This window comes from Pseudomonas sp. PA-7-1E (genome assembly GCF_021605325.1).
Lineage (GTDB): Bacteria > Pseudomonadota > Gammaproteobacteria > Pseudomonadales > Pseudomonadaceae > Aquipseudomonas > Aquipseudomonas fluorescens_BV.
In genome coordinates this window covers 1-25,436 of record NZ_WKFA01000050.1, presented here as the reverse complement: position 1 = coordinate 25,436, position 25,436 = coordinate 1, and the positions used below count along the sequence as shown (strand labels likewise).

The following is a 25,436-nucleotide window of genomic DNA, read 5'->3' as shown; positions in this document are numbered from 1 at the left end:
CCTTTTTCAGCCCTGCAAGGAGTTTCAGATGAGCACATTCGTTGCCAAAGACGGTACCCAGATCTACTTCAAGGACTGGGGCAGCGGTAAGCCCGTGTTGTTCAGCCACGGCTGGCCGCTGGATGCGGACATGTGGGAATACCAGATGGAATACCTGAGCAGCCGTGGCTTTCGCACCATTGCCTTTGACCGTCGTGGTTTTGGCCGCTCGGACCAGCCATGGACCGGTAACGACTACGACACCTTCGCTGACGATATCGCCCAGTTGATCGAACACCTTGACCTGCAGGACGTGACCCTGGTGGGCTTCTCCATGGGTGGCGGTGACGTGGCGCGCTACATCGCCCGCCACGGCAGTGCCCGTGTCGCCGGCCTGGTGTTGTTGGGCGCGGTCACGCCGATCTTCGGCCAGCAAGCCGACTACTCCCAAGGCGTGCCAGGCGAGGTGTTCGATGGCATCAAGGCCGGCCTGTTGAAGGATCGTGCGCAGTTCATCAGCGACTTCAACACGCCATTCTTCGGTCTCAATAAAGGCCAGCACGTTTCGGAGGGTGTGCTCAGCCAAACCCTGCAGATCGCCATGCTCGCGTCGCTCAAATCCACCGTGGATTGCGTCACCGCGTTTTCGCAAACCGACTTCCGCCCGGACATGGCCAAAATCGACGTGCCGACCCTGGTGATCCATGGCGACGGCGACCAGATCGTGCCGTTCGAAACCACCGGCAAGGTGGCTGCTGAAATGATCAAGGGCGCGCAACTGAAGGTGTACAAGGATGCGCCTCACGGGTTTGCCGTGACCCACGCTCAACAGCTCAATGAAGACCTGTTGGGATTCCTGAACCGTTGACATCTTGATGCCCCTGTAGGAGCGAGCTTGCTCGCGAAGAACGTCAACGATAACGCGTGCTTGCTGAATGAACGCGGCGCCTATGCGTTTTTCGCGAGCAAGCTCGCTCCTACAGAAGGCAGAAGGCCGGGCGAGCCAGGCCTTTTTTGTTCAGGCAAAGCGCTGGCTCAGCACCAGCCGCCCCGGCCCTGCGATCAGCACGCTGGTAAAGATGATCAACAGCAGCCAGCCGAACTGCCCTTCGAACAGCGTCCACTCCGGGTGCACCACCAGCAACGCGATGACCAGCACCGCCAGGATCGGCAGGCACGCCAGGCGCACCAGCACGCCCGCGACGATCAGCAGCGGGCACAGCACCTCGGCAAAGATCGCCAGCAGCAACGTGACATGGGCGCCCAGGTGAAACGGGTCCTCGATCAGTTTCAATTGCTCGCTGTAGTGGAGCAACTTGGGCAACCCATGCACCCACAGCAGGAACAACGCCCCGCTGACCCGCAGGAACAACAACCCGATATCCTGATTTCTCGCTTCGTTCATACGCCACCTGTGTCCGTCAAAAATGAGCGGCAGCCAGTGTGTCCGAAGCCACGCCGACGCACTTGCAGGCTTGTGCTGAAAGCCTGCGTTTGCATTGCCCGAAGAACCCGGCATGATCTTGCTGAACTGCCGACCCCGCGCTACGGTCCCAACCCATACGCTCATCGCTACAGGAACTTTTCCATGACGCTTCCCCAAGAAATGACCCTGATCGAAATCACCACCCCTGGCGGGCCCGAGGTCTTGCAGCCGCGCAGCGCCGACGTGCCAGTGGCCGGGCCGGGCGAGATTCTGATTCGCGTGCACGCCGCCGGGGTCAACCGCCCAGACGCCTTGCAGCGCGCGGGTAAATACCCGATGAAGCCCGGCATGAGCCCGATTCCGGGGTTGGAAGTGGCCGGTGAAGTGGTGGCGCTGGGCACTGGCGTGAACGAATACAGCGTGGGCGACAAGGTTTGCGCCCTGACCAATGGCGGCGGCTATGCGCAGTATTGCGCGGTGCCGGCCAGCCAGGCGCTGCCGATCCCCGCAGGCATGGACTGGATTCAGGCCGCTGCCGTGCCGGAAACGTTCTTTACGGTCTGGGCCAACCTGTTCGGTCTCGGCGGTGCCCGCAAAGGCCAGCGCGCCTTGATCCACGGCGGCACCAGCGGCATCGGCACCACCGCGTTGATGCTTTGCCAGGAGTTCGGCATCCAGGCATTCGCCACGGCGGGCAGCGCCGACAAATGCGCGGCGATTGCCAAGCTCGGTGCCGAGCCGATCAACTACCGCGAACAGGCATTTGCCGAGGTCATCGCCAAACAGACCGATGGCAAAGGCGTCAACGTGATCCTCGACATCATGGGCGCCTCGTACCTGAACAATAACCTCAAGGCCCTGGGCATGGACGGCCACCTGGTGATCCTCGGTTTCCTCGGTGGCGCCAAGGCCAACGACGTTGACCTGCTGACCATCCTCGGCAAACGCGCGGTGATCACCGGCTCGCTGCTGCGGGCCCGCACGCGGGAAGAAAAGGCCGAGATTGCCCAGCAACTGCGCGAACACGTGTGGCCGGTACTCAGTGCCGGGCGCTGCCTGCCGATTATCGACCAGGTCTACGCCTACACCGACGCCGCCCAGGCCCATGCGCGGATGGAAGGTGGGGACCATATCGGCAAGATTGTGTTGCGGGTGGAGTGAGGCGATTCGACTTGCCCGCGAAGGTGGTGTATCAGTCACTGTATCTGTTACTGCACGACCGCTTTCGCAGGCAAGCCAGCTCCCACATTTGATCTTCATTACTTCGAGCATAGCGTTCGTTTAACTGACCGGCGTTAGGGCAAGCCTCCTCCCACCCTGGATAAAACACAGGCCATCATGGGCTATCACGGCTGTTGGGCATACACCGGATAATCCACATACCCCGCCTGTGTCCCGCCATACAAGCCTTCGGCCTTCAACGCATTCAACGGCCAGCCATTGAACAGCCGCTGAGGCAAGTCCGGGTTGGCAATGAAGGGCCGTCCAAAGGCGATCAAGTCCGCCAACCCGGCCTCTACCAGCCGTGCGCCGCGCTCGGCGGTGTAGCGCCCGGCGTAGATGATCCTGCCGCTGAAGGTGGCGCGCACGGCCTGGCGAAATGTGTCGGGCAGGTCGGGGGCGTTGTCCCAATCGGCTTCGGCAATGGACACATAGGCGATGCCCGACGCTTCCAGCACTTTGATCGCTTCGATATAGGTAAGGTGCGGGTCTTCTTCCACCAGGCCGATGTAGACCCGGTCCTGATCGGTGCCACTGAACAGCGGCGAAAAGCGCACGCCCAGGCGTTCCGGCCCCACCACTTTGCACACCGCTTCGACAATCTCGCGCAGCAAGCGCAGGCGATTGTCCAGCGAGCCGCCGTACTCATCCTCACGGCGGTTGGAATGGGCCGAGATGAACTGGTTCACCAGGTAGCCGTTGGCCGCGTGAATTTCCACGCCGTCGAACCCGGCGTCCAGGGCATTGCGCGCAGCCTGGGCGTAGTGCCCTACCAGCTCTTCGATTTCCAGCGTGGTCAAGGCACGGGGGACGGGTGGCTGCACCAGTTCACCCCTACCCGGCCCGGTTTCAATGAAGGCTTTGGCTTGCAACGCCGGCAGCGCAGACGGGCCCACCGGGGCACCACCGTCAGGTTGCAGCGCGTTATGGGACACCCGCCCCACATGCCATAACTGGGCGAAGATCACACCGCCCTCGGCATGCACCGCTGCAGTGACTTTGCGCCAACCCTCGATTTGCGCCGGTGTATGAAGGCCCGGCGTCCACGCGTAGCCCTGGCCCCGGGGTTCGATCTGCGTACCCTCGCTGACCATGAACCCGGCACTGGCCCGTTGACGGTAATACTCGGCCATCAGGTCGGTGGCGATATTACCCGGCTGGGCGCTGCGCTGGCGGGTCAGCGGTGGCAGTACCACACGGTTGTTCAAGCGGTGATGCCCCAGCTTGATCGGGGTGTTCAAGATGCAGTCAGGCACGGCGATATTCCAAATTCAGGACGAACGAAAACCGTGGCGACTCCTTGGAGTCGCCACCGCGTAGATCGGTTGATTAATTTAAGCGCAGAGTGTCAGCAGGGCCTTGGCCACTTCGCTGGAGCTGCCTGGGTTTTGCCCAGTCACCAGCAAACCGTCGACAATGACGAAGGATTGCCAGTCGGCGCCCTTCTCATACAGGCCGCCCAATTTACGGAATTCATCTTCAATCAGGAACGGCACGACCTCGGTCAACTGCACAGCGGCCTCTTCCGAATTGGAGAACCCGGTGACGCGGCGGCCCTTGATCAACGGCTCACCGTTAACTGCCTTGACGTGACGCAAGGCACCCGGTGCGTGGCACACAAAGCCAACGGGCTTGCCGGCCCGCTCGAAAGCTTCGATCAGCGCGATGGACACCGGCGACTCCGCCAGGTCCCACAGCGGACCGTGGCCGCCTGGGTAGAACACGGTGTCGAAGTCGGCGGCATTGACCGAGTCCAGCTTCACGGTGGTTGCCAAGGCTTGCTGCGCAGCCGGGTCTTTGCCGAAGCGCTCGGTCTGCTCGGTTTGCGCATCCGGTTCATCGCTCTTGGGGTCCAACGGCGGCTGACCGCCGGCCGGAGAAGCCAACACCACTTCGGCGCCAGCGTCCTTGAACGCGTAATAAGGTGCGGCGAATTCTTCGAGCCAGAAGCCGGTCTTGCGCCCGGTATCGCCAAGCTGGTCGTGAGAGGTCAGTACCATTAATACTTTCATTTTCCAGTGCCTCGATCGATGTGAATAACAGGGTTTTCAGGGCTGCCCAACAACTGTTGGGTCAGCAGCAGCGCCTCGGCGAACGGCGCGGTGGTACGGGTGATCTTGCCCATGACGCTGGTTCCCAACCATAGCGCATACAAACGCCTGGCCAGGCTTTGGGGGGCCTGCTCGAACCTGAGCGAGCCGTCTTCGACGCCGCGTTGAAGGGCCACGGCAAGCAAGTCGATGGTGCGCGAAGTACCGCGTTGCAGCGCCAGCCGCATGGGTTCTGACAGATCGGAGACCTCCGCCCCAAGCTTCACGGCCAGGCATTTGCCGGCGTCGGTGCAGCCGGTGTGGTTGTCGATCCAGCCTTGCCAATAACGCATCAGCTTGGCGTGGTGGGTCAATCCCGGCTGATCGAACAGCTGCTGCATGCCCTCGACGTAGTGGTCGAAATAGGTATCGAGTAACACCACGCCAAAGGCATCTTTGGAGTTGAAGTAGTGATAAAACGAGCCCTTGGGCACTTGCGCCGCTTGAAGGATCTCGTTCAAGCCCACCGCCGAAAACCCCTTGGCCCCGACAATGGATTGCGCCCGTTCAAGAATCGCTTGCCGCGCACTGCTGCTTGCGTTGCTCATGCTTGCCCCTCTGCGATTAGACCAGTCGTCTAGTGCGTTGGGCTCATGTTAGGCAGCGCGGCATTGGCTCACAATGTCATATCCGCAAGGATTCCGGACACGCACGAAAGTCGGTTGCCGTTTGCCCGGCACACGCCGACAATCGCCTCTCCCCTGCCCCTTGGAGAGATGCAATGCACAGCGTTGCGCTGATGGTTTACCCGAATTTCCAGTCGTTGAGCCTCAGCCTGGGCTCGGTGTTCGAGTGTGCCAACCTGCTGCGCGGCGAGCCGGCCTATGAGTTTCACCTGGTGTCGGAAAGCGGCGGCGCCGTGATGACCTCCCAGGGCTTTTCGGTGAACACCAGCGCGCTGCGCCCAGAGGGCTATGACACCTTGATTGTCAGCGGCTACCTGGAGTTTCGCCTGCCGGAAGCCAACCTGCTGGAACTGGTCAAGGCCGCGTCCGCGCAGTCGCGCCGGGTGGCGTCGTTATGCATGGGTATCTTTGTGCTGGCCGAGGCTGGCCTGCTGGCTGGCAAGCGCACCACCACCCACTGGATCCACGCACCCGCGTTTCGCAAGCGTTACCCGGATATTCGCCTGGAAGAAGATAAGTTGTTCATTGTCGACGGCCAGGTGTGGACCGGTGCGGGCATGAGTGCCGGGGTCGACCTGGCGCTGGCGATGGTGGAGGACGACCTGGGCAGCGACCTGGCCCGTCGCATCGCACGCAAACTGGTGATTGCCCAGCGCCGTGGCAGCGAGCAGTCGCAACTGTCGGCCTTGTTGGAGCTGGACCCCAAGTCCGACCGCGTGCAGCTGGCCCTGGCCTATGCCCGTGAAAACCTCACCCATGATTTGTCGGTGGACGCACTGGCCGACGTCGCCAGGCTCAGCCCACGCCAGTTCAGCCGGGTGTTTCGCGAAGAAACCGGGCAGACCCCGGCCAAGGCCATTGAGGCCCTGCGGGTGGAAGCTGCGCGGGCAATGATGGAAACCAGCCGCCACCCGGTGGAAGTAGTGGCACGCGAAACCGGGTTTGGTGATCGCGAACGCATGCGCCAGGCGTTCCTCAGGGCCTTCGGGCAGCCGCCCCAGGCGATGCAGCAGGTGCTGTTCAACCCGGGCTAGGCCCGTGACGGCCTGACAGCCGACGCCTATCTACCTGAAGTGCCATGATCCAAATGTGGGAGCTGGCTTGCCTGCGATGGCGGCCTACCAGCCGACACTTACCTACCTGACACCCCGCGATAAAACTGTGGGAGCGGGCTTGCTCGCGAAGGCGGCCTGGCAGCCGACCAGAATCTTGGATCAGACCGTGTACATATCCGTTATTTGGGTAACGGCTGCTTATGGTTCCGCTTTTACAGCGGGTCACTTTTGGAAAAGAGCCCCAAAAGTAACCAAAAGGGCTCTTGCCCCACCACTCGGCACCTCGCCTAGGCTCGGTGTGCCCGAACACAGGCTTGAATCCGTGGGCCGCCGCCACGCGCCATCCATGGCGCGGGGCGGCTAACCCGGCGTCCTGCCGGGTTACCCACGAATTCAAGCCTGCGTTCGGCCAGCGTGGTTTGACGGGGCGCCTAAGATCAAGATCAAAAGCAGATCAAGAGCAAGATCAAGAGCGGCTCGCTTCGCATCGTGGTTACCGCAGGATATCGATGCTCATTGAGAGAAAGCCCCAGCCCGTCAATGCAACGAAGCTCGGGTAATCAGGTAGCTCACCAACTGCGGATCATCCTCCAGTTCAATCATCTGCACCGGACGCGGCAAGTTATCCAGCACGGTGCGCCAGAACGCCTGGGACACCTCGTCCTGATCATAGAAACGCACCAACCAATTGGCCGCGCCGCTGCACAGCACCTGGCTGGCAATGGCACGGCCGATGCCTTTGCGGCGGTAGCGCTTGAGGATGAACAGGTCAGCCAGTTCCAGGGCGTCGATGCCCGGCAGTTCGCTGCTTTCGATCAACAGGAAACCGGCGATATAGCCGTCTACCAGCAACAGGTTGGCGCTCCATTGCGGGTCGCTCCAGTAGCGGGCCAGGTGTTCGTCATGGATGTAGTAACGCCCATCGGCCTCGACATCTTCCTGTTCCCAGTCCGAAGACTCATAGGCGTAGTACTGGTAAAGATTGCGGATCAGTTCAGCTTCTTCAGGGCCGGTCTGGATCAATTCGACGGTGGTTTCAGGCATGGGGCTCTCGGTGGAAAAACGCAGGGCGCCATTGTTCACAAAAGTGCTACCCACGCCAATGGCCTGGCGAATCCTTTCTATTAGCTGAACCGATTGCAAATAGCGGTTGCCCTGGCCGAAATCCTGAAACATTTAGAATAAACTTCGCCGGTTTCCCCCTATTGCTCAAGGACACGTATTTTGACCAACGTCTGTACCGCCGGCCTGGATGTGGGCTTTGCCTCCCTGGATTACCTGCAGATCTTCATCCTTGGGGTGATCCAGGGCATTACTGAATTGCTGCCGGTGTCGTCCACCGCCCATATGCGCGTTGTGCCCGCCCTGCTCGGCTGGCAAGACCCCGGCTCGGCGTTTTCCGCGGCCATGCAATTGGCGGCGCTGGCGGCGGTAGTCAGCTATTTCTGGCGCGATGTGCGTCAGGTCACCACCGGCAGCATCAGTGCGGTGCGCCGGGGCGACTACAACGACCGCTGGTTCAAGCTCGCCGTGGCGATTGTGCTGGCAACCGTACCGATTGGCATCGCCGGCCTGGCGTTGTCGTCGACCTTGAATGCGTGCAACTCACCCTTGCGCGGGCTGATGGTGATCGGCATTTCCTGCGTGGTGATGGCGGTGCTGCTGGCAGTGGCCGAACTGCGTGCCCGGCATACACGCGACGTGAGCCAAATGCGCCTCCGCGATGCCTTGATTGTGGGAGTTGCGCAGATTGGCGCGTTGATACCGGGCGTATCGCGTTCGGGCTCTACGTTGACCGCAGCGCTGTTCCTGAATTTCAAACGCGAAGAAGCGGCGCGGTTTTCCTTCCTGCTGGGCCTGCCGGCCATCGCCCTGGCCGGCTTGAAAGAGTTGTGGGTGCTGCTGCGCGCCGACCTGCCCGCCCACGCCTGGCCCCATTTGATGTTCGGGCTGGTGGTGGCCAGCGTCTCGGCGTTCTTTGCCATCTGGGGCCTGATGAAGTTTCTGGAGCGGTTCTCCACCTGGCCGTTCGTGATCTACCGTGCGCTGCTGGGGGTGTTTTTGATCGTGGCCGTCAGCACCGGCCTGCTTACCTGACCCTTGTAGGAGCGAGCTTGCTCGCGAAAAACCCAAGGCTACCGCGTACATACAGAATGCCCGCGTTATCGTTGACGTTTTTCGCGAGCAAGCTCGCTCCTACAGGTTATTGGCGGTCGGCCAGCGCTTCGAGCAAGTCGGCCGAGGGCACGAAGAACAGGCCGCCGGTCACGGCCGTGCTGAAGTCGAGCAAGCGGTCGTAATTGCCGGCCGGGCGGCCGACGAACATGTTTTCCAGCATCTGTTCCAGAGGCTGAGGCGAGCGTGCGTAGCCGATGAAATAAGTGCCGAATTCGCCCGCGCCTGGGCGGCCAAAGGGCATGTTGTCGCGCAGGATCTTCACTTCCTCACCGCTCTCGTCGGTGATGACGGTCAGGGCGCTGTGGGAGTTGCTCGGCTTGGCGTCTTCGTCCAGTTCGATGTCCGATAATTTGGTGCGCCCGATCACCTTCTCTTGAGCCTCCACCGTCAAACCATTCCACGCGGTCATGTTGTGCAGATATTTCTGCACCAGCACATAGCTGCCGCCTTCGAACTCAGGGTCTTCATCGCCCACCAGGGTGAAGGCCTCGGCCTTGCGCCCCACCGGGTTCTCGGTGCCGTCGACGAAACCGATGATGCTGCGCATATCGAAGTAGCGAAAGCCCTGGACCTCATCGACCACCTTCACGCTATCGCCCAGGGCGGCCATCAGTTGGGTCGCCAGCTCGAAACACAGGTCCATCTGCTCGGCACGGATGTGCAGCAGGATGTCACCTGGGGTCGACACCGCCTTGCGCCCTTGCACACCGAACTCGCGAAACGGATGCAAGGCCGCCGGGCGCGGCGCGCCGAACAGGCGGTCCCAGGCATCCGAGCCAAACCCGCAAACGCAAGTCAGATTGCCCGAGGGCACGCGCTTGCCTACCGAGCGCACCAGGCCTGCGATGTCGGCGCACCAGGCCCGCACGTTTTCAACCGCATCGGGCGCCAGGGTGGCGACCATGAAGATCGCGCTGCTGGTGATCGGGTGGCACACCGATTGTGGTTCGAGCGGGGGACGGACGGGGCAGGTTTTCATGGGCGTTCCACAGGCTGAGGGCGATTTGAACCTGCGCAGATTAGCAGATCATCGAGGGCAACTGGCCCACACCTGGCGAATCAGGGCTTTGAGCTTGAGCGCCTCGGCCCAGCGATCGGTGAGTTCGCGGCCCTGTGCGTCGGTAATCGCATAGGGTGGCGGGCCCAACTCGCAAGTGAAGGACAAGCTCTGCGGACTGTCAGCGCGGCCCAGCCAGTGTTCGATCCCGTAGCGCCACCAGCCGGTAAACCGCTCGACCCACGGTCGGTGCTGGGGGAAATCCAGACCAACCTGCACCTGTTCGCTGCTGGCGATGCGGCCATGAAAGCCCCAGCTGTGACGCAGGATGGTGCGTATCTGTTCGTCGTCTTCCACACTGCCGGGCTCGGGCAACTCGCGGCCAACCACGTAGTGGGAAAGGTCTGCGAGCAGTTTCAGATCGGGCATCTGTGCCAGCAGATCGAGGGTGAACAATAGGTCGTTGGTGAGCCGGTAACGGTGGGTTTCCAGCAGGATCGGGAAGTCCACCTGTTCGGCCAGGCGTTGCCAGCCGTCGATCAGCCTGGCCGCCTCGGCCTGGGTACGCGGGCGCACGTCGGCTTGCAAGGTGAGGTGGTGACAGCCGTGACGGCTGATCACCTCCAATGCCCTGGCTAGATCTTCCACCGATTGCGGGAACAGTTGCCCTTCAATCTGCAAGCCCCTGGCCGTGGCCGCCGCGTGCAGGCGCTGCACCGATGCAGGTGCCCAGTAATGGTCGGTGATGCCGTCATAACCGGCGGCGGCGATGCGGTCCAGTTGCGCTTCGAGGCTGCCGGGCTCGGTTTGCATGGCCCACATCGATTGGAATACTAACAACTGGCGCATGGTCAGCCTCGCAATAACAGCTTCAGGGATACCTCAGGGTCGGCCAGGCTGGCCGGGTTGAGCGGGATTCGGGCAGTAATCAAGTGCTCGCACAGCTTGATGTCCTTGGATGCGCGGTTACCCAAGGCCCAACTGCAGGCGCCCTGCAAACGGTGATGGTCGTCCAGGTAGAACAGCAGCTGGCCGCCGTCTGGCAATTCCCGGCGAACCATCAGCGCCGTCATCACCCCGACGGTGTGCAAGCCCCACGCGTATTGATCGGACCAGAAACCCGGGATCGTCTCGAACGCCAACTCCCGCCCCAGCAGGTTCAACGCCGCGAGACGGCCCTGGGCTTCGGCGTTGCGCCAGGTTTCCTGGCGCTGATAAAGGCCCGCCAGACGAAACTCGCACACATCCCCCGCCGCATAGATATCCGCCGCACTGGTGCGCAACTGCGCGTCGACACGAATGCCCTGCCCGACTTCCAAGCCCGCCGCCGCGGCCAATTCGATGTTAGGCTGCATGCCAATGCCGACCACCACCAGGTCGCAGGGCAGCCGTTGCCCGTCGACCAGTTGCACGGCGTCGGCGTGGATGCACTCCAGGGCGACGTTCAAACGCACATCCACACCCTGCTCACGGTGCAAGGCCAGCAACGCGTCACTGATCACCGACGGCAAAACCCGCCCTGCCAGCCGTGGCCCGGCTTCCAGTAGCGTCACCTCGCAGCCCAGGCCCCGCGCTGTCGCCGCCACCTCCAAGCCGATAAAACCACCGCCGACCACCACCAGCCTGGCGCCAGGCTTTAATTCATTGCGCAAGACCAACGCGTCATCATGGGTGCGCAGGTAAAACACGTTGGCCTGCTCCTGGGGTAAGCGTCGCGCCCGGCCTCCGGTGGCCAGCAGCAGGCCGGCATAGGTCAACCATTGGCCATCGGCCAATTGCAGCCGGTGGTGCTGGGGCTCCAGGCGGCTGACCGGGTTGGCGGCGATATGCTCGACCCCGAGCGCCGCCAACTGCTGACTGTCGCACAGGCTGCATTGCGCCAGGTCGCTCGAACCTTGCAGCAAGCCCTTGGACAACGGTGGCCGTTCGTAGGGCAGATGCACTTCATCGCCGATCAGGATCAGGCGCCCGCTGTAGCCTTCTTCACGCAGGGTCAGTGCCGCACGGCCACCGGCATGGCCGGCGCCGACGATGATCAGGGGGGCGTTCATCCTTCGGCCGTGACGGCGAGCAGCACCCGCCCCGCATCCACCCGCACGGGGTAGGTCTTGAGGTTGACGCACACCGGCGCGCCCAAGGCCTTGCCGGAGCGGTAATCAAAGCGCCCGTTGTGCTTGGGGCACTCGATCACATGGTCCATCACCAGGCCGTCGGCCAGGTGGATTTTCTCGTGGGTGCACAGGCCGGCGGTGGCGAAGAATTCGTTATCGGCTGAACGGAACACCGCGTAGGTCTGCGCGCCGTGGTCGAAGCGCAGCACGTCTTCTGCTTCTATTTCGCCCACGGCGCAGACGTCGATCCATTGATCGTTCATACATTTATCTCCAATGACTGGCTCTTACTCTGTGGCGAGCGAGCTTGCTCGCGCTGGGCTGCGAAGCGGCCCTGGATTCGTCTGTACGGTGTAGGTCTGAAGGGTTATTGGGGCTGCTGCGCAGCCCAGCGGGAGCAAGCTCCCTCGCCACGGGTGGGGCGTTGGACGAAATAGCTGGGGTCGCTGCGCTGGCGCCAGATCGTCGGAATGATTTCCTGGTAGGCCTGCCACAAGTTGGCATACGGCGGCGGGCAGTCGCTGCGGATCTCTTCGTGCAGTTGACTGAGCGCGTGGTAAGGCACCATCGGGTACATGTGATGTTCGAGGTGGTAGTTCATGTTCATGTAGATAAAGCGCAGCACGCGGTTCATGTAGATGGTGCGGCAGTTACTGCGGTGGTCGAGCACATCTTCGGCCAGGCCCACGTGTTGGCTGATTCCAAACAGGTAACCGAGCCACGCGCCATAGAGGCTGGGCAGGCCCACCAGCATCAGCGGCAACCAGCTGTGCAGGTACAGCGCGGTACCGATGATCAGGGCGTAGAGGCCGACCCAGATACGTGCATCTCGGTACACCTTGGGCCACTCTGATTCGGGGATGAAGTCCTGCTCCTGGGCGCTCATTCGCCCGAGCGCATGGCGGGCCACGCCGCTGAAAGTCTTCCAGGCCAGAGGCAGGTTGAACAGGCTGAGGGCCATCATCCATAAGCTTGGCGGGCGCGGTTCGACGATCTCCGGGTCACGGCCGACGACGATGGTGTCGGTGTGATGACGAGCATGGCTCCAGCGCCACACGTGGGGTTCGAAGAGGCACATGAAGCTCGCCACCTGATACAGCGCATCGTTCATCCAGCGGGTCTTGAAGGCGGTGCCGTGGCCGGTTTCGTGCCAGCGCGGGTTGGAGGCCGTACCGTAGAGCACACCGTAGGCGATAAAGAATGGCACGCAGGCCCAAGTGCCCCAGAACCAGTAGCCGCCGACACCGGTGGCCAACAACGTCGAGAACCACAGGGCGGTGTCGCGCAAGGCCGGGCCGTCACGGCGTTGCATCAGGGCTTTCATGCGATTGCGCGGGATGGGCGACTGGTACCAACGGGCCGAGACCAGGCCCTTGTCGGCGGCGCGGGCCGCTTCGGGGCCGGTGAGGCTGTAGTCGCGCCGAGCGCGGTGAGCGGTGTGTCCAGGCATTGTTATTGTTCTCCGCAAGCGTGGGTTTCAGGGGCTTTGCGAAACCAACGATAGAGCGCGGTTAAATCACCCTCAAGGCCTTGAATCCATTCCCTATCAAGCTATCATCCAGGCCCAGCGGGGCTTGATAGTTTTCTATCAAGACGCTCAAGGGGCCTGCCATGCACAACAACAAACGCCCAACCATCGCCACCGTTGCCGCCCATGCGGGGCTCAGCGTAGCCACCGTCGACCGCGTGCTGAACGCCCGCGCGCCGGTGAACCCCGGCACGGCCGAACAGGTGTTCCAGGCCGCCGAAGCGGTGGGCTATTTCGCCGCACGGTTGATCGGCCAGCGCATTCGCGAACGTCGGCCCACCTACCGTTTCGGCGTGCTGTTGCTGGGCACAGCCCAAGCCTTTTATGCGCAGTTGGCCCACGCCATCAGCGAGGCAGCGCAGCATCACGCCACCGCCAACCTGAGCTGCCAGTTCGACTACATCAACGACCGCACGCCCTCCGCCATCGTCGCGCAAATCGAACAACTGGCCGTGCAGTGCGACGCCCTCGCGGTAGTCAGCTTCGCCCATCCGTTGATCAACGCCTGCCTGGCGCAGATCCGCACAGCGGGCGTGCCGGTGGTTGCCCTGCTCTCGGACATCCATGAACACGCTGCCGAACCCTATGTAGGCCAGGACAACCACGTGGTCGGGCGCACCATGGGCTGGCTGCTGGCGCGCACCTGCGGCGCACGCAAAGGCAGCGTGGGCATCCTGTTGGGCGGCCATCGTTTCCTCGGCCATCAGGCACGGGTCGAAGGCTTGCACAGCTACCTGGCCGAACACGCGCCGGGGCTCAAGCCGTTGGAGCCGCTGATCAACCTGGACAACTGCGACATCACCGAAGAAGCCACCCTCGACCTGCTCAGCCGCCATACCGATTTGCGTGGGTTATGCGTGGTCGGCGGTGGCGGCGACGGTGTGATCAACGCCCTGGCCCAACTGCCCAAGCGCCCGACGCTGTGCTGCATCCTGCAAGAGTCCACGCCCTTGTCGCGTCAGGCATTGAGCAACGGCTCGATTGATGTGGTGATGGACTCGCAGCCACGGCAGACGGCCGTGGCGCTGGTGGAGTTGCTGGTGCGCTTGCAGAGTGATGAGGGGTTTGACCCATTGAGGCACCGCGTGCATATACCGCCGCAGATAGTGACCCCGGAAAACCTGTGCAGCTGATCGGTTTGGCTTGAGGTTTCAGCGCTCACGGAAATCGGCGGCGCTCAAGCCAAACCGACTCATCTTGTTGTACAGACCGCCCCGCGACACATCCAGTTGCTGTGCGGCCAGACGAATGTTGCCGCGGGTGCTGGTGAGCGCGGCAACGATGGCGTGCATTTCATGGCTGCTCAAATCCTGCGCGGGCTGGGGCTGGTAGGCGCGCAACGTCAAGCGTTGCGGGGTTTCCAGCGGCAAGTCGGTCGATTGAATCAGCTCGCCCATCGCCAGGTTGGTCGCCCGCTCAATGACGTTCTCCAGTTCCCGCACGTTGCCCGGCCAACCATGGGCTGACAGCAACGCCAACGCATCCGGCGCGAAACCTTGCACCGCTTTACGTAGCGAGCGGGCACAACGCTGCAGGAAATGCCGCGCCAGCAATGGGATATCGTCACGGCGCATGCGCAGTGGCGGCACGCTCAGGTTCAGCACGTTGAGTCGGTAGTAAAGGTCTTCACGAAACGCACCCTCGGCCACCGCCTGGCTCAGGTTGCGATGGGTGGCGGCGATGATGCGCACGTCGACTTGCCGCGATTGCTTGGCCCCGACGCGGGTGATTTCACCCTCCTGCAAAACCCGTAGCAGACTGACCTGGGCATCGAAGGACATGTCGCCGATTTCATCCAGGAAGATGGTGCCGCCATCCGCCAGTTCGAACTTGCCTGCCGCCCCACCCCGCGCCGAGCCGGTGAACGCGCCTTCGGCGTGGCCGAACAGTTCGCTCTGCACCAGGTCCCGTGGGATCGCGCCGCAGTTGACCGCCACAAACGGGCCGTTGCAACGCTCGCTGCCGTTATGAATGGCCTGGGCAAACAGTTCCTTGCCGGTGCCGCTTTCGCCGAGGATCAAGGTGGTGGACTCGCTGCGACTGGCGATACGCCCCAAGTGCAGTGCGTCTTGTATCGCCCGCGAGGTGCCCAGGATGGTCTCGAAGGTATAGCGGGCCTGGGTGCCGATAATGCGCCGGGTAATCTCGCGGATACGGCGGTTTTCGCGCACCGACACAATCACCCCACCCTGCTCCAGTGGGCATACCGAAACCAGGCAGGCGAGTTGGCTGCCGTCGTGCAAGTGGAAGGTGCAATCGCGGTCGCGCACAGGCTCACCCAGCGCGTCGCTCAGTTCACTGCGGCCCAGGCGCTGGAAAGGACTGCCGATCAACTCACGCCCTACCCCGAACAATTGCCGCGCATAACGGTTGAGCGCCTTGATGCAGCCACGCTCATCGAGCACCACCAAGCCTTCGTTGAGCACTTCGAGTACGGCCTGTTGTTCTTCCAGCAACACCTGCAGCGCCATCTGCCGCGACACCGCCTCGGCCGCCGCTTGAACGGTGCCCAGGGTATGGAAATGAAACCAGCCGGGCTCGGCGGTCAGGGTGAGCATGGCCAGGGTCTGGCCGTGGGCATCTTTGATCGGCGCGGCGGCGCAGTGCATGTGGCGCTGGCGCAGGCCGCTGGCGAAATTTTCTTCAGCCAGCACATACACCAGGCGATCTTCGGCCAGGGCCACGCCGGTGCAGTTGGTGCCTTGCACCGATTCGAGCAAGCGACTGCCCACCGGGGTGATGTCCAGCCCGCAAAAATACAGAGTCGTGCCCTCGGCATCCGTGAGGTTGATATGCCCACGCGGGTTGTAAGCCAGCAATCCATGCATGACCTGCGCGGCGGCGGCGATCAGGGCGCGATGGTGGGCCAGGGTCGCCGCCAGCGCATGAGGCGCAACAAAGCGGTAGTCGCTGTTACCGGGCTCGATAGCCGCCTCGACACTGCGTCGCCAGGAATCCCAGATGACTTGGCGTACGCCGTCGGGACGCACGACTTGGCCAGCCAGGCATTGGCGCCACGCCTGTTCCAACGCGGCAATGGGCCCGTCGTTCAGCGCGGCAGGCCCCAGGTTCGTGAGGTATTCGAGGTCTTGCACACTGAACGCCTGGGTCATTGCGGTTATCCATGTTCATATTTTCGACATGTCAGTATAGACATGTCACAAACATGAACACTTTTTGTTTAATTAAAATAATAACCCCATATAAATCAGCCAGTTATAAATTGGCACAGGCCTTGCTCCTGCCCCAATGTCACCCAGGACGGTCCTGGGGGCCCACAACAACAAAAGGGGTCGCTTCATGAGTACACAGAACATCCGCCTGGGCTTGATCGGTGCCGGCCGCATGGGCAGCTTCCATGGCCTTACCGCCGCACGCCACATCCCCGGTGCCTGCCTCGCCGCCATCGCCGATCCCGTCCCAGGCCAGGCCGCTCGCCTGGCAGCAGAACTGGGGGTGGACAAGGCCTACACCGACCCGCAACAGCTGCTGGACGACCCGGACATCGACGGCGTGCTCATCGCCGCCCCTGCCCGTAGCCACGCGGAGCTGGTGATCAACGCCGCACGCGCCGGCAAGGGTATCTTCTGCGAAAAGCCCATGGCGATTACCCTGGACGAAGCCGACCGCGCCATCGCCGCCGCTGCCGATGCACGGGTGCCCTTGCAGGTCGGCTTCAATCGGCGCTTCGCCAAGAGCTTTCGCACTGCGCACCTCGACGTCGTCGCCGGACGTATTGGCACGCCGCAGCTGCTACGCTCGCTGACCCGCGACCCGGCGCTGAACAACCCGGCCAACTCACCGCAATGGGTGATCTTCCTCGAAACCCTGATCCACGACTTCGACACCTTGCGCTACCTCAACCCTGGGGCCGAAGTGGTACAGGTGCAGGTGATGGCCGACGCGCTGATTGCCCCGCAATTCAAAAGCCAAGGTTTGCTCGACACCGCCGTGGTCACCCTGCGCTTTGACAACGGCGCCATTGCCACCGCCGAAGCCAGCTTCCAGGCCGTGTATGGCTACGACGTGCGCGGCGAAGTGTTCGGCAGCAAGGGCATGCTGAGCATGGGCAGCCTTAACGACTGCGACCTGGTGCGCTACCTGGCCGAGGGCATCCAGGCAGACACCCAGCGGATGGACACCGACCTGCTGCGCGACGCCTACATTGCCGAGCTCAACCACTTTGTCGACTGCCTGCGCAGCGGCGCCAAGCCCCTGGCCAGCGGTGAAGATGCGCGCGCAGCCCTGGCAATTGCCCGTGCCTGCATTGAGTCGTACCAAACCGGCAAGGCCGTGGCCGTTCAAGGAGCCCGCTGATGATGCCGTTCAAATTGGCCGTCAGTGCCGAAATGGTGTTTCTCGACCTGCCCTTCATCGAACGGGTCAAACGTATTCATGCCTTGGGCTTCAGCGCCGAAATCTGGAGTTGGGCCGACAAGGACATCAATGCCTTGGCGGCGACCGGCGCGGACTTCACCTCGATGACCGGCTACCTCACCGGCACCCTCACCGAGCCCGACGGCATCCGCCAATTGCTCGACAGCGCCCGTGAGTCCCTGGGCATTGCCGAGCGCCTCAATTGTCCCAGCCTCAATCTGCATGGCACGGGCCTGGGTGAAGGCGGCCTGCCCGTGCAGCCCGTCAGCCACACCACCGGGCGCATGTGGCTGAGTGCTTGCAAGAGCCTGGAAAAAATCGCGCGCCTGGGAGAAGACGCCGGCCGCGTATTCCTGCTGGAAAACCTCAACACCGCCGTCGATCACCCAGGTACACCGTTCGCACGTGCCGACGACACCCTGGCCCTGATCGAAGCCGTCGGCAGCCCGCATTTGAAGATGAACCTGGACCTGTACCACGCGCAGATTGGCGAAGGTAACCTGATCGAATTGATCCAGCGCGCTGGCAGCGCCATCGGCGAAATCCAGGTCGCTGATGTGCCTGGACGCAAGGAGCCCGGCACGGGCGAAATCCACTACCCGGCCATTGCCCGGGCCTTGCACGCCATGGGTTACACCGGTGTGGTCGGCCTGGAGGGCTGGGCCAGCGGCGACAGCGAGTCGGCCCTGGAGCGTTTCCGTCAGGCATTCACCCTATAACAATAAAAGGAACAGCCTCATGCACCGTTATTCATTACTAGTGGCCGCGCTGTTGTTGGTGTTCAGCCAGTGGACCTTCGCTGCCTATCGCATCGGCGTGAGCATTGCCCGGGTGGACGATAACTTCATGACCTATGTGCGCACCGGCCTGGAGGCGGCAGCCAAACACCAGGACGTGCAGATCCAATTCGAAGACGCCCAGGGCGATGTAGTGCGCCAGCTCAATCAGGTCGAAGGCTTTCTCAACCAGAAGGTCGATGCGGTGATCGTGCTGCCGGTCGACACCGCCGCCACCGCCAACATCACCCGCGCAGCCGTGGCGGCGAAGACGCCGCTGGTGTACGTCAACCGCCACCCGGATGAGCGCACGCTGCCTGAGGGCGTGGTCACCGTGGCCTCCAACGACATCGAAGCGGGGCAATTGCAGATGCGTTACCTCGCCCAAAAACTGGGTGGCAAAGGCAACGTGGCGATCGTCATGGGCGACCTTGCGCAGAACGCCACCCATGCCCGCACCGAGGGGGTCAAACAGGTGCTCAAGGACTTTCCTGGGATCAAGATCGTCGAGCAACAAAGCGCCGAATGGCAGCGCAGCAAGGGGATGGACCTGACCAGCAACTGGTTGCTGGCCGGCACCCCGTTCAATGCCATTGTCGCCAACAACGATGAAATGGCGATTGGCGCGGCCATGGCCTTGCAGCAAGCGGGCAAGGCCAAGGGCGAGATTGCGATTGTCGGCATCGACGGCTTGCCCGATGGCCTGGCAGCGATCAAGCGCGGGCTGCTGGCGGGCTCAGTGTTCCAGGACCCCAAGGCCCAGGCTGCCCAGGCCGTGCAAGCGGCGGTGCGGATGATCAAGGGCGAGCAAGTTGACGCGCAGGTGTGGGTGCCTTTCGAGCTGATCACGCCTGAGCAGGTGGGGGTGTTTGAGCAGCGCTACAAATAACTCGAACAATCAGCTGGATACTATCGAAGGCAGAAGCGGCAACTGTGGCGAGGGAGCTTGCTCCCGCTGGACTGCGTAGCAGTCCCAGCCTTTTTAAACAAAGAGCGGGGCCGCTTCGCGCCCCAGCGGGAGCAAGCTCCCTCGCCACGTGGTTATCGTATCAATCCAGGTCACTTGCATCATGGCGCTCGGGCAACTGATCATCCCCCGACACCCGGTTCACCCGCCGCCCACGCTGCACCGCCGGCCGCGCATCAATCGCATCCGCCCAGCGCATCACATGCTTGTATTCATGCACCGACAAAAACTCTGCCGCACCATACAAACGGCCTTTGACCAACCCACCGTACCAAGGCCATATGGCGATATCGGCAATGGTGTATTCATCCCCGGCGATGTATTGGCTGACCGCCAGGCGCTTATCCAGCACATCCAGTTGACGCTTGGTCTCCATGGCGAAGCGGTTGATCGGGTATTCCATCTTGCTCGGCGCATAGGCATAGAAATGCCCAAAGCCGCCCCCCAGGTAAGGCGCGCTGCCCATCTGCCAGAACAGCCACGACAGGCATTCAGCCCGTGCGGCGGGCTCCGTGGGCAGGAACGCACCGAACTTCTCGGCCAGGTACTGCAAAATCGCGCCTGATTCGAACACGCGAATAGGTGTGGCGCCGCTGTGGTCCATCAGCGCAGGAATCTTCGAGTTCGGGTTCACCGCCACAAAGCCACTGCCGAACTGGTCGCCGTCGCCGATCTTGATCAGCCAGGCGTCGTATTCCGCGCCGCTGTGCCCCAGCGCCAGCAGCTCTTCCAGCAGGATCGTGACCTTCTGCCCATTGGGCGTGGCCAGGGAGTATAACTGCAGCGGGTGCTTGCCCACCGGCAGCGGCTTTTCGTGAGTGGCGCCGGCGATGGGCCGGTTGATGCTGGCGAAGGTGCCGCCGCTTTCGGTGTCCCAGGTCCAGACTTTGGCAGGTACGTACTCGGTCATAATCAATGCTCCAGAGGCGCTTGTGATCAACGAAGCGTTCCAGACTAAACCAAAGGTTGATGATTCGTCACACCTATCAGCATGGAAGATCCGGCATGAATGATCGACTCGACGACCTCCTCGCCGACCACTTGCACGTACTGTTCTGCGGCATCAACCCTGGCAAGGGCTCGGCAGCCCTCGGCCTGCATTTTGCCAATCGCAGCAATCGTTTCTGGCGCACCGTGCACCTGGCCGGTTTCACGCCCAATGAAATTCGCCCGCAAGACGGCGCCACCTTGCTGCACTACGGTTGCGGATTGACCACTTTGGTGGCACGGCCAACGGCCAGTGCAGGCGAGTTGGCGCGGCATGAGTTCCAGGACGCGGCTGCGGCGCTCGAACATAAAGTTCGCCGCCATGCCCCGCGTTTCGTCGCGTTCCTCGGCAAGCCCGGCTATAGCGCACTGACCGGCCAGCGCGAGGTCGCCTGGGGTTTGCAAGCGCAGCTACTGGGCGACGCCTCGGTATGGGTGCTGCCCAACCCCAGCGGGCGCAACCTGGCGTTCAGCCTGGATCAATTGGTGCAGGCGTATCGGCTGCTGCACAACGCCGTTGCGCAATCCAGGCCCGCGCCCTTAATCTCGTGAGCCCAACACCCTGTAAGCAATGGAGGCTGCATGAAACTGGTCGGAATGCTGGACTCGCCCTACGTACGCCGCGTGGCTGTTTCCCTGGAGTTATACGGGGTGGACTTCGTGCATGAACCGCTGTCGGTGTTCAGCACTTACGCTGAATTTGCCCAGATCAACCCGGTAGTCAAGGCCCCTTCCCTGGTGCTGGACGATGGGACGATGCTGATGGATTCGAGCCTGATCCTCGATTACCTGGAAGCGCTGGCGCCGGCTGACAAAAAGCTGCTGCCCCAACAACCGGCGGCACGCGCCCGCGACCTGCAACTGCTTGGGCTCGCGCTGGCGGCCTGTGAAAAAAGCGTGCAGATCGTCTATGAACACAACCTGCGCCCCGCTGAAAAATTGCATGCGCCTTGGCTTGAGCGCGTTACCGGGCAATTGCTGGCGGCCTATACGTTGCTGGACAAGCAACTGGCGGGCAACGAGGCGCTGACCCAGGCCTCCCTCACCGCAGCGGTCGCCTGGTCGTTCAGCCAGTTCACCGTGGCCTCGGTGGTGAAGGCCGATGCGTTCCCCAACCTCAAGCGCCATGCCGAACGCCTGGAGCAGCACCCGGCGTTCAAGCGTTACCCCATCGAATGAACTCGCCCTAATGTGTAGGAGCGAGCTTGCTCGCGAAAAACTCATAGACGCCGCGTTTACTCAGGCTACACGCGTTATCGTTGACGTTTTTCGCGAGCAAGCTCGCTCCTACAGGGAGCCCTGTTGGTGTCGCTACACCCACCCGCCGTCGACGATAAAGTTCTGCGCCGAGCACATCGCCGAGGCATCCGAGGCCAAAAACAGCGCCATGTTGGCGATGTGTTCCGGCATCACGCTGCCGGGCAGGCACTGGCTGCGGGCGATGAGTTCCTTGGCGGCGTCGTCGACCCACATGGCCAGTTGTTTTTCGGTCATCACCCAACCCGGTACCAAGGTGTTGACGCGGATACGGTTGGGCCCCAGTTCCCGCGCCAGGGCCCGGGTCATGCCGTGGGCGGCAGCCTTGCTGGCGGCGTATACGGGGTAGCCGGCCGAGGCCATCATCCAGCCCACCGAGCCCAGGTTGATGATCGAGCCGCCACCGGCCTCCTTCATCATGGGCACCACCGCCTTGGCGGCAAAGAAGGCGTGCTTGAGGTTGACCGCAATGAGCTGGTCGAACATGTGCGAGTCGATTTCCTCCAGGCTGTGGCGCACATCGTTCGCCGCATTGTTGACCAGTACCGTGATCGGCCCCAGGGAATGCTCGAAGCGCCCGATCGCCGCGCGGTAGCCGATCTCGTCGGTGATATCGCAGCACTCGAACTCGACACTCTGGCCTTTGGAGTTGAGCAGCGCCGCCAAGCGTTCACCCTGGCTCTGTGCACGGTCCACGAACGCCACCTTGGCACCCTGCGCGGCGAAGGCCCGCACCATGAACTCGCCAATCCCCGAAGCCCCGCCGGAAACCAGCACGGTTTTGTCCTTGAGGTCGGGATAAATCGCTTGCTGGGTAGTCATAACAATCAGTGCTCCGCTTAATTAGTCTTATTTTATTTTGCAAGAACGGCGTTAAAGGCTATAAATCTGCTGTCATATCGACAAAATATCTCAAATTAGTAGAACTATTCCAGCAAAACAACAAAAGGAAGTTCGACCATGAAGCACCCTCGATACCTGCTGTCCGGCCTCGCGCTGTCTATGCTGATCGCCAGCGGCGGCGCGCACGCAGCCGGCCTTAGCAGCGAACACAAACCCTTCGGTAAAACCAACGATGGCACCGCCGTCGAACAGTACGTGTTGCGCAACAGCCACGGCATGCAAGCCACGGTGATCACTTACGGCGGTGTGCTGCAGTCGCTCAAGGTGCCGGACAAACACGGCAAGCTCGACGACGTGGTGCTGGGCTTCGACGACGTGCAAGGCTATCAAGGCGGTACCGCGTTTTTCGGCGCCACCATCGGCCGCTTCGGCAACCGCCTGGCCGGCGGCGCCTTCGAACTCGACGGCAAACGCTACCAGGTGCCGCTCAACGACGGCCCCAACTCATTGCATGGCGGCGCCCAGGGCTTCGACAAGCAGGTGTGGCAAGCCAAATCGGTCAAGGACAAAGACTCGGTGGGGGTCACCCTCACCTACCTGTCCAAGGACGGGGAAATGGGCTTTCCGGGCAACTTAAAAACCGAGGTCACCTACCGCCTCAACGACAACAACGAACTGCACATCGACTACACCGCCACCACCGACAAGCCCACGGTGCTCAACCTCACCAACCACAGCTACTTCAACCTGGCCGGCGCGGGCAATGGCGACATTCTCAAGCAGGTCGCCACCTTGCACGCCAGCCACTACACACCGGTGAATGCCACCTTGATTCCCACCGGCGAACTGGCGCCGGTCAAGGGCACGCCAATGGACTTCCTGAAGCCCACACCCATCGGCCAGCACATCAAGGCAGACCATCCGCAGCTTAAATTCGCCGAGCCCAAGCAAGGTGGCTTCGACTTCAACTGGGCGCTGGATACCAAAGGGGACGTCAAGCAGTTGGCCGCCGAGGTGCATGATCCTGAATCAGGCCGACGTTTGCAGCTCTACACCACAGAGCCCGGCGTACAGTTTTATACCAGCAACTTCCTCGACGGTTCGGTGAAGGGCAAAGGCGGCAAGACCTATCAGCATTGGAGTGGGTTTACTTTGGAGACCCAGCATTTTCCGGATGCGCCTAACCAACCGAGCTTTGCCTCGACCCGCTTGAATCCTGGGCAGACTTACACCCAACACACTATTTTCAAGTTCACCGCTGATTAAATTGTGGGAGCTGGCTTGCCTGCGATAGCGGTGGCACAGGCTACACAATTATTGCCTGAACCAACGCTATCGCAGGCAAGCCAGCTCCCACATTGGTTTTTCACAGCGCCTGGGCTCAGCGTTGTTTCATGCGGTCGATGACCACGGCCAACAGCAGGATCGAACCACGGATCACATACTGGTAGAAGGTATCGATGTTCTTCAGGTTCATCGCATTCTCGATGATCGCCAGAATCAACACCCCGGCAATCACATGGCGGATCATGCCGATACCGCCGCTCAGCGACACCCCACCCAGCACGCAGGCCGAGATCACCGTCAGCTCGAAGCCCTGGCCGATCATCGGCTGGCCGGAGGTCATGCGTGAAGCCAGGATCACTCCCGCCAGCGCGCCAATCAGGCCGTGCACGGCAAAGATCAGGATCTTGGTGCGGTCAACGTTCACGCCCGCCAGCAGCGCCGCCTCCGGGTTACCGCCGATGGCCATGGTGTTGCGCCCATAGGTGGTGTAGTTGAGCAGCCAGCCGAAGAACAGGAAGCAGACAATGGTGATCAGGATCGGCACCGGCACACCAAACAATTGGCCGTTGCCGAACACGAAGAATTGCTCCTGGGACACGCCTACCGCCTTGCCGTCGGCAAAGATGTAAGCCAGGCCGCGCACGATTTGCATGGTCGCCAGCGTAGTGATCAAGGCGTTGACCCGCAGCTTGGCGATCACGATGCCATTGATCAACCCCACCATCAGGCCCATCAGCAGCGCTGCGCCAATGCCCAGCATCACGCTGTCGGTATCGCGCATCACAATCGCCGCAACCACGCCGGCGCAGGCGATCACCGAGCCTACCGACAAGTCGAAGTGCCCCGAGGCCAGGCAGAACAGCATGGTGCACGCGGCGATGCCCACAGTGGAAATAGCCAGGCCCAGACCGCGCATGTTCAGTGGCGAGAGGAAGTTATCGATCAGCAGCGCGCACAGTACGAAGATGCCCACCGCCGCCAAGAGCATCGCCCAGTTATCGAGCAATGCGCGCATATCGAGGGGTTTGCGTGCCGAGGGCAGCGCGTTGTTTTGGATAGTCATGGTCGTCTCTCAGTTCGCCAGGCCGCGTGGCAAGGCCAGTTGCAGCAGGTTGGATTCAGTCGCGTGCTCGCGCAGTTGTTCGCCGCGCAGGGCGCCTTCGCACAGCACCAGGATGCGGTCGGAGATGCCCATCACTTCCATCAGGTCACTGGACACCACGATCACCGCTATACCGCTGGCCGCCAGGTTATGGATGATCTGGTAGATCTCCGACTTGGCGCCGATGTCGATACCCCGGGTGGGCTCGTCCAGCAGCAGGACCTTCATCGGCATCGACAACCAGCGGCCAAGGATGGCTTTCTGTTGGTTGCCACCGGACAGGTACAGGATCTTCTGCGCAGCGTTCGGCGTTTTGACCCGCATCGCCTGGATCTGTCGGTCGGCGTTACCTTTCTCCCAGCCTTCGCGCAACAGCCAGCCAAAGGTGGAATGGGCGCCACGGGCGCTGATGTTGATGTTCTCAGCGACGCTGCCCAGCGGGATGATGCCCTCTTTCTTGCGATCCTCCGGACACAGCAATACCCCGGCGGCAATGGCGTCGCGGGGTGAGCGCAGTTGCAGCGCTTGCCCGCACAGTTCCAGGCTGCCGGCACTGGCGCGCTCCAACCCACTGAGCAGGCGAAACAGCTCGGTACGCCCCGCGCCCACCAGCCCGAACAGGCCCAGGA

General features: G+C 62.0%; 26 protein-coding genes. 11 read left to right on the top strand and 15 right to left on the bottom strand.

Annotation, left to right across the window (positions count from 1 at the left end):
• Window positions 1-28 precede the first annotated feature (28 nt).
• Window positions 29-847 (top strand): alpha/beta fold hydrolase, encoded by an 819-nt coding sequence (locus GIW79_RS23430; protein WP_181124197.1) that lies wholly within the window; start codon window positions 29-31, stop codon window positions 845-847.
• Between the two features lie 150 nt (window positions 848-997).
• Here the strand turns inward: GIW79_RS23430 and GIW79_RS23425 are convergent, their stop codons facing one another.
• Window positions 998-1,384, bottom strand: coding sequence for a DoxX family protein (locus GIW79_RS23425; protein ID WP_034127298.1), 387 nt, complete (start codon window positions 1,382-1,384; stop codon window positions 998-1,000).
• A gap of 183 nt (window positions 1,385-1,567) precedes the next feature.
• Between GIW79_RS23425 and GIW79_RS23420 the strand changes: the two genes are divergently transcribed.
• Complete coding sequence (locus tag GIW79_RS23420) at window positions 1,568-2,566, top strand: NAD(P)H-quinone oxidoreductase (protein WP_054898549.1); 999 nt, start codon at window positions 1,568-1,570, stop codon at window positions 2,564-2,566.
• A gap of 185 nt (window positions 2,567-2,751) precedes the next feature.
• On the opposite strand, the gene GIW79_RS23415 is transcribed toward GIW79_RS23420, so the two are convergent.
• The 3 genes from GIW79_RS23415 to GIW79_RS23405 form a co-directional block, all read right to left on the bottom strand.
• The gene (locus GIW79_RS23415; protein ID WP_236455018.1) at window positions 2,752-3,882 is read right to left on the bottom strand and encodes an alkene reductase; all 1,131 of its coding nucleotides are present in this window, start codon (window positions 3,880-3,882) and stop codon (window positions 2,752-2,754) included.
• Between the two features lie 78 nt (window positions 3,883-3,960).
• Window positions 3,961-4,638, bottom strand: coding sequence for a type 1 glutamine amidotransferase domain-containing protein (locus GIW79_RS23410; protein ID WP_054898551.1), 678 nt, complete (start codon window positions 4,636-4,638; stop codon window positions 3,961-3,963).
• A complete protein-coding gene (locus GIW79_RS23405) occupies window positions 4,635-5,264 on the bottom strand; it encodes a TetR/AcrR family transcriptional regulator (RefSeq protein ID WP_089042669.1) in 630 nt (209 codons plus the stop codon). Before GIW79_RS23405 ends, GIW79_RS23410 begins: the two co-directional genes overlap by 4 nt.
• A gap of 173 nt (window positions 5,265-5,437) precedes the next feature.
• Here GIW79_RS23405 and GIW79_RS23400 point away from each other — a divergent pair, with 173 nt between their 5' ends.
• Window positions 5,438-6,376, top strand: a complete 939-nt coding sequence (locus GIW79_RS23400; protein WP_034127293.1) for a GlxA family transcriptional regulator — start codon at window positions 5,438-5,440, stop codon at window positions 6,374-6,376.
• A gap of 558 nt (window positions 6,377-6,934) precedes the next feature.
• Here GIW79_RS23400 and GIW79_RS23395 read toward each other — a convergent pair.
• Window positions 6,935-7,573, bottom strand: coding sequence for a GNAT family N-acetyltransferase (locus GIW79_RS23395; RefSeq protein WP_054898553.1), 639 nt, complete (start codon window positions 7,571-7,573; stop codon window positions 6,935-6,937).
• A gap of 48 nt (window positions 7,574-7,621) precedes the next feature.
• Between GIW79_RS23395 and GIW79_RS23390 the strand changes: the two genes are divergently transcribed.
• Window positions 7,622-8,494 carry an undecaprenyl-diphosphate phosphatase gene (locus GIW79_RS23390; protein WP_056784261.1) on the top strand — a complete coding sequence of 291 codons (873 nt, stop codon included), beginning with the start codon at window positions 7,622-7,624 and terminating at the stop codon, window positions 8,492-8,494.
• A gap of 106 nt (window positions 8,495-8,600) precedes the next feature.
• On the opposite strand, the gene GIW79_RS23385 is transcribed toward GIW79_RS23390, so the two are convergent.
• The 5 genes from GIW79_RS23385 to GIW79_RS23365 form a co-directional block, all read right to left on the bottom strand.
• Window positions 8,601-9,554 (bottom strand): Dyp-type peroxidase, encoded by a 954-nt coding sequence (locus GIW79_RS23385; protein ID WP_054898555.1) that lies wholly within the window; start codon window positions 9,552-9,554, stop codon window positions 8,601-8,603.
• 48 nt (window positions 9,555-9,602) lie between these two features.
• Window positions 9,603-10,421 carry a sugar phosphate isomerase/epimerase family protein gene (locus GIW79_RS23380; protein WP_236455017.1) on the bottom strand — a complete coding sequence of 273 codons (819 nt, stop codon included), beginning with the start codon at window positions 10,419-10,421 and terminating at the stop codon, window positions 9,603-9,605.
• A 2-nt stretch (window positions 10,422-10,423) separates the two neighbouring features.
• Window positions 10,424-11,623, bottom strand: coding sequence for an NAD(P)/FAD-dependent oxidoreductase (locus GIW79_RS23375; RefSeq protein ID WP_236455015.1), 1,200 nt, complete (start codon window positions 11,621-11,623; stop codon window positions 10,424-10,426).
• A complete protein-coding gene (locus GIW79_RS23370) occupies window positions 11,620-11,946 on the bottom strand; it encodes a MocE family 2Fe-2S type ferredoxin (protein ID WP_034127287.1) in 327 nt (108 codons plus the stop codon). Before GIW79_RS23370 ends, GIW79_RS23375 begins: the two co-directional genes overlap by 4 nt.
• Window positions 11,947-12,050: 104 nt before the next feature.
• Entirely contained in the window at window positions 12,051-13,133 is a 1,083-nt protein-coding gene (locus tag GIW79_RS23365) for a fatty acid desaturase family protein (RefSeq protein ID WP_034127286.1), read from the bottom strand.
• Between the two features lie 161 nt (window positions 13,134-13,294).
• Between GIW79_RS23365 and GIW79_RS23360 the strand changes: the two genes are divergently transcribed.
• Entirely contained in the window at window positions 13,295-14,344 is a 1,050-nt protein-coding gene (locus tag GIW79_RS23360) for a LacI family DNA-binding transcriptional regulator (protein ID WP_236455013.1), read from the top strand.
• An 18-nt stretch (window positions 14,345-14,362) separates the two neighbouring features.
• On the opposite strand, the gene GIW79_RS23355 is transcribed toward GIW79_RS23360, so the two are convergent.
• A complete protein-coding gene (locus tag GIW79_RS23355; protein WP_236455011.1) occupies window positions 14,363-16,324 on the bottom strand; it encodes a sigma-54 interaction domain-containing protein in 1,962 nt (653 codons plus the stop codon).
• 187 nt (window positions 16,325-16,511) lie between these two features.
• On the opposite strand from GIW79_RS23355, the gene GIW79_RS23350 reads away from it, so the two are divergent.
• The 3 genes from GIW79_RS23350 to GIW79_RS23340 are packed head-to-tail and all read left to right on the top strand — an operon-like array spanning window position 16,512 to window position 19,253.
• A complete protein-coding gene (locus tag GIW79_RS23350) occupies window positions 16,512-17,528 on the top strand; it encodes a Gfo/Idh/MocA family oxidoreductase (RefSeq protein ID WP_054898561.1) in 1,017 nt (338 codons plus the stop codon).
• A complete protein-coding gene (locus GIW79_RS23345) occupies window positions 17,528-18,307 on the top strand; it encodes a TIM barrel protein (RefSeq protein WP_197901141.1) in 780 nt (259 codons plus the stop codon). Before GIW79_RS23350 ends, GIW79_RS23345 begins: the two co-directional genes overlap by 1 nt.
• A 19-nt stretch (window positions 18,308-18,326) precedes the next feature.
• On the top strand, window positions 18,327-19,253 hold the full coding sequence (locus GIW79_RS23340; RefSeq protein ID WP_034127281.1) for a sugar ABC transporter substrate-binding protein: 927 nt from the start codon (window positions 18,327-18,329) through the stop codon (window positions 19,251-19,253).
• A gap of 160 nt (window positions 19,254-19,413) precedes the next feature.
• On the opposite strand, the gene yghU is transcribed toward GIW79_RS23340, so the two are convergent.
• A complete protein-coding gene (gene yghU / locus GIW79_RS23335; RefSeq protein ID WP_034127280.1) occupies window positions 19,414-20,241 on the bottom strand; it encodes a glutathione-dependent disulfide-bond oxidoreductase in 828 nt (275 codons plus the stop codon).
• Between the two features lie 95 nt (window positions 20,242-20,336).
• Here yghU and mug point away from each other — a divergent pair, with 95 nt between their 5' ends.
• Entirely contained in the window at window positions 20,337-20,870 is a 534-nt protein-coding gene (gene mug, locus GIW79_RS23330) for a G/U mismatch-specific DNA glycosylase (protein WP_034127279.1), read from the top strand.
• Between the two features lie 30 nt (window positions 20,871-20,900).
• The gene (locus GIW79_RS23325; RefSeq protein ID WP_034127278.1) at window positions 20,901-21,497 is read left to right on the top strand and encodes a glutathione S-transferase family protein; all 597 of its coding nucleotides are present in this window, start codon (window positions 20,901-20,903) and stop codon (window positions 21,495-21,497) included.
• A gap of 132 nt (window positions 21,498-21,629) precedes the next feature.
• Here GIW79_RS23325 and GIW79_RS23320 read toward each other — a convergent pair whose 3' ends face one another.
• On the bottom strand, window positions 21,630-22,397 hold the full coding sequence (locus GIW79_RS23320) for an SDR family NAD(P)-dependent oxidoreductase (protein ID WP_236456374.1): 768 nt from the start codon (window positions 22,395-22,397) through the stop codon (window positions 21,630-21,632).
• Between the two features lie 138 nt (window positions 22,398-22,535).
• Between GIW79_RS23320 and GIW79_RS23315 the strand changes: the two genes are divergently transcribed.
• Window positions 22,536-23,684, top strand: coding sequence for an aldose epimerase family protein (locus GIW79_RS23315; protein WP_054898567.1), 1,149 nt, complete (start codon window positions 22,536-22,538; stop codon window positions 23,682-23,684).
• A 115-nt stretch (window positions 23,685-23,799) separates the two neighbouring features.
• On the opposite strand, the gene araH is transcribed toward GIW79_RS23315, so the two are convergent.
• Entirely contained in the window at window positions 23,800-24,768 is a 969-nt protein-coding gene (gene araH / locus GIW79_RS23310) for an L-arabinose ABC transporter permease AraH (protein WP_005787495.1), read from the bottom strand.
• 9 nt (window positions 24,769-24,777) lie between these two features.
• Window positions 24,778-25,436: ATP-binding cassette domain-containing protein (locus GIW79_RS23305; protein WP_127881621.1), on the bottom strand; the 659-nt coding region annotated here is incomplete at its 5' end.

What these genes read in the sequence shown, in the direction of transcription:
- GIW79_RS23380 (WP_236455017.1), bottom strand. Translation starts at nt 10,421, where the DNA reads ATGCGCCAGTTGTTAGTATTCCAATCGATGTGGGCCATGCAAACCGAG.
- GIW79_RS23385 (WP_054898555.1), bottom strand. Translation starts at nt 9,554, where the DNA reads ATGAAAACCTGCCCCGTCCGTCCCCCGCTCGAACCACAATCGGTGTGC.
- GIW79_RS23365 (WP_034127286.1), bottom strand. Translation starts at nt 13,133, where the DNA reads ATGCCTGGACACACCGCTCACCGCGCTCGGCGCGACTACAGCCTCACC.
- GIW79_RS23370 (WP_034127287.1), bottom strand. Translation starts at nt 11,946, where the DNA reads ATGAACGATCAATGGATCGACGTCTGCGCCGTGGGCGAAATAGAAGCA.
- GIW79_RS23420 (WP_054898549.1), top strand. Translation starts at nt 1,568, where the DNA reads ATGACGCTTCCCCAAGAAATGACCCTGATCGAAATCACCACCCCTGGC.
- GIW79_RS23430 (WP_181124197.1), top strand. Translation starts at nt 29, where the DNA reads ATGAGCACATTCGTTGCCAAAGACGGTACCCAGATCTACTTCAAGGAC.
- GIW79_RS23315 (WP_054898567.1), top strand. Translation starts at nt 22,536, where the DNA reads ATGAAGCACCCTCGATACCTGCTGTCCGGCCTCGCGCTGTCTATGCTG.
- GIW79_RS23320 (WP_236456374.1), bottom strand. Translation starts at nt 22,397, where the DNA reads ATGACTACCCAGCAAGCGATTTATCCCGACCTCAAGGACAAAACCGTG.
- GIW79_RS23425 (WP_034127298.1), bottom strand. Translation starts at nt 1,384, where the DNA reads ATGAACGAAGCGAGAAATCAGGATATCGGGTTGTTGTTCCTGCGGGTC.
- GIW79_RS23410 (WP_054898551.1), bottom strand. Translation starts at nt 4,638, where the DNA reads ATGAAAGTATTAATGGTACTGACCTCTCACGACCAGCTTGGCGATACC.
- GIW79_RS23400 (WP_034127293.1), top strand. Translation starts at nt 5,438, where the DNA reads ATGCACAGCGTTGCGCTGATGGTTTACCCGAATTTCCAGTCGTTGAGC.
- GIW79_RS23325 (WP_034127278.1), top strand. Translation starts at nt 20,901, where the DNA reads ATGAAACTGGTCGGAATGCTGGACTCGCCCTACGTACGCCGCGTGGCT.
- GIW79_RS23375 (WP_236455015.1), bottom strand. Translation starts at nt 11,623, where the DNA reads ATGAACGCCCCCCTGATCATCGTCGGCGCCGGCCATGCCGGTGGCCGT.
- mug (WP_034127279.1), top strand. Translation starts at nt 20,337, where the DNA reads ATGAATGATCGACTCGACGACCTCCTCGCCGACCACTTGCACGTACTG.
- GIW79_RS23350 (WP_054898561.1), top strand. Translation starts at nt 16,512, where the DNA reads ATGAGTACACAGAACATCCGCCTGGGCTTGATCGGTGCCGGCCGCATG.
- GIW79_RS23355 (WP_236455011.1), bottom strand. Translation starts at nt 16,324, where the DNA reads ATGACCCAGGCGTTCAGTGTGCAAGACCTCGAATACCTCACGAACCTG.
- yghU (WP_034127280.1), bottom strand. Translation starts at nt 20,241, where the DNA reads ATGACCGAGTACGTACCTGCCAAAGTCTGGACCTGGGACACCGAAAGC.
- GIW79_RS23360 (WP_236455013.1), top strand. Translation starts at nt 13,295, where the DNA reads ATGCACAACAACAAACGCCCAACCATCGCCACCGTTGCCGCCCATGCG.
- GIW79_RS23405 (WP_089042669.1), bottom strand. Translation starts at nt 5,264, where the DNA reads ATGAGCAACGCAAGCAGCAGTGCGCGGCAAGCGATTCTTGAACGGGCG.
- GIW79_RS23340 (WP_034127281.1), top strand. Translation starts at nt 18,327, where the DNA reads ATGCACCGTTATTCATTACTAGTGGCCGCGCTGTTGTTGGTGTTCAGC.
- GIW79_RS23395 (WP_054898553.1), bottom strand. Translation starts at nt 7,573, where the DNA reads ATGTTTCAGGATTTCGGCCAGGGCAACCGCTATTTGCAATCGGTTCAG.
- araH (WP_005787495.1), bottom strand. Translation starts at nt 24,768, where the DNA reads ATGACTATCCAAAACAACGCGCTGCCCTCGGCACGCAAACCCCTCGAT.
- GIW79_RS23345 (WP_197901141.1), top strand. Translation starts at nt 17,528, where the DNA reads ATGATGCCGTTCAAATTGGCCGTCAGTGCCGAAATGGTGTTTCTCGAC.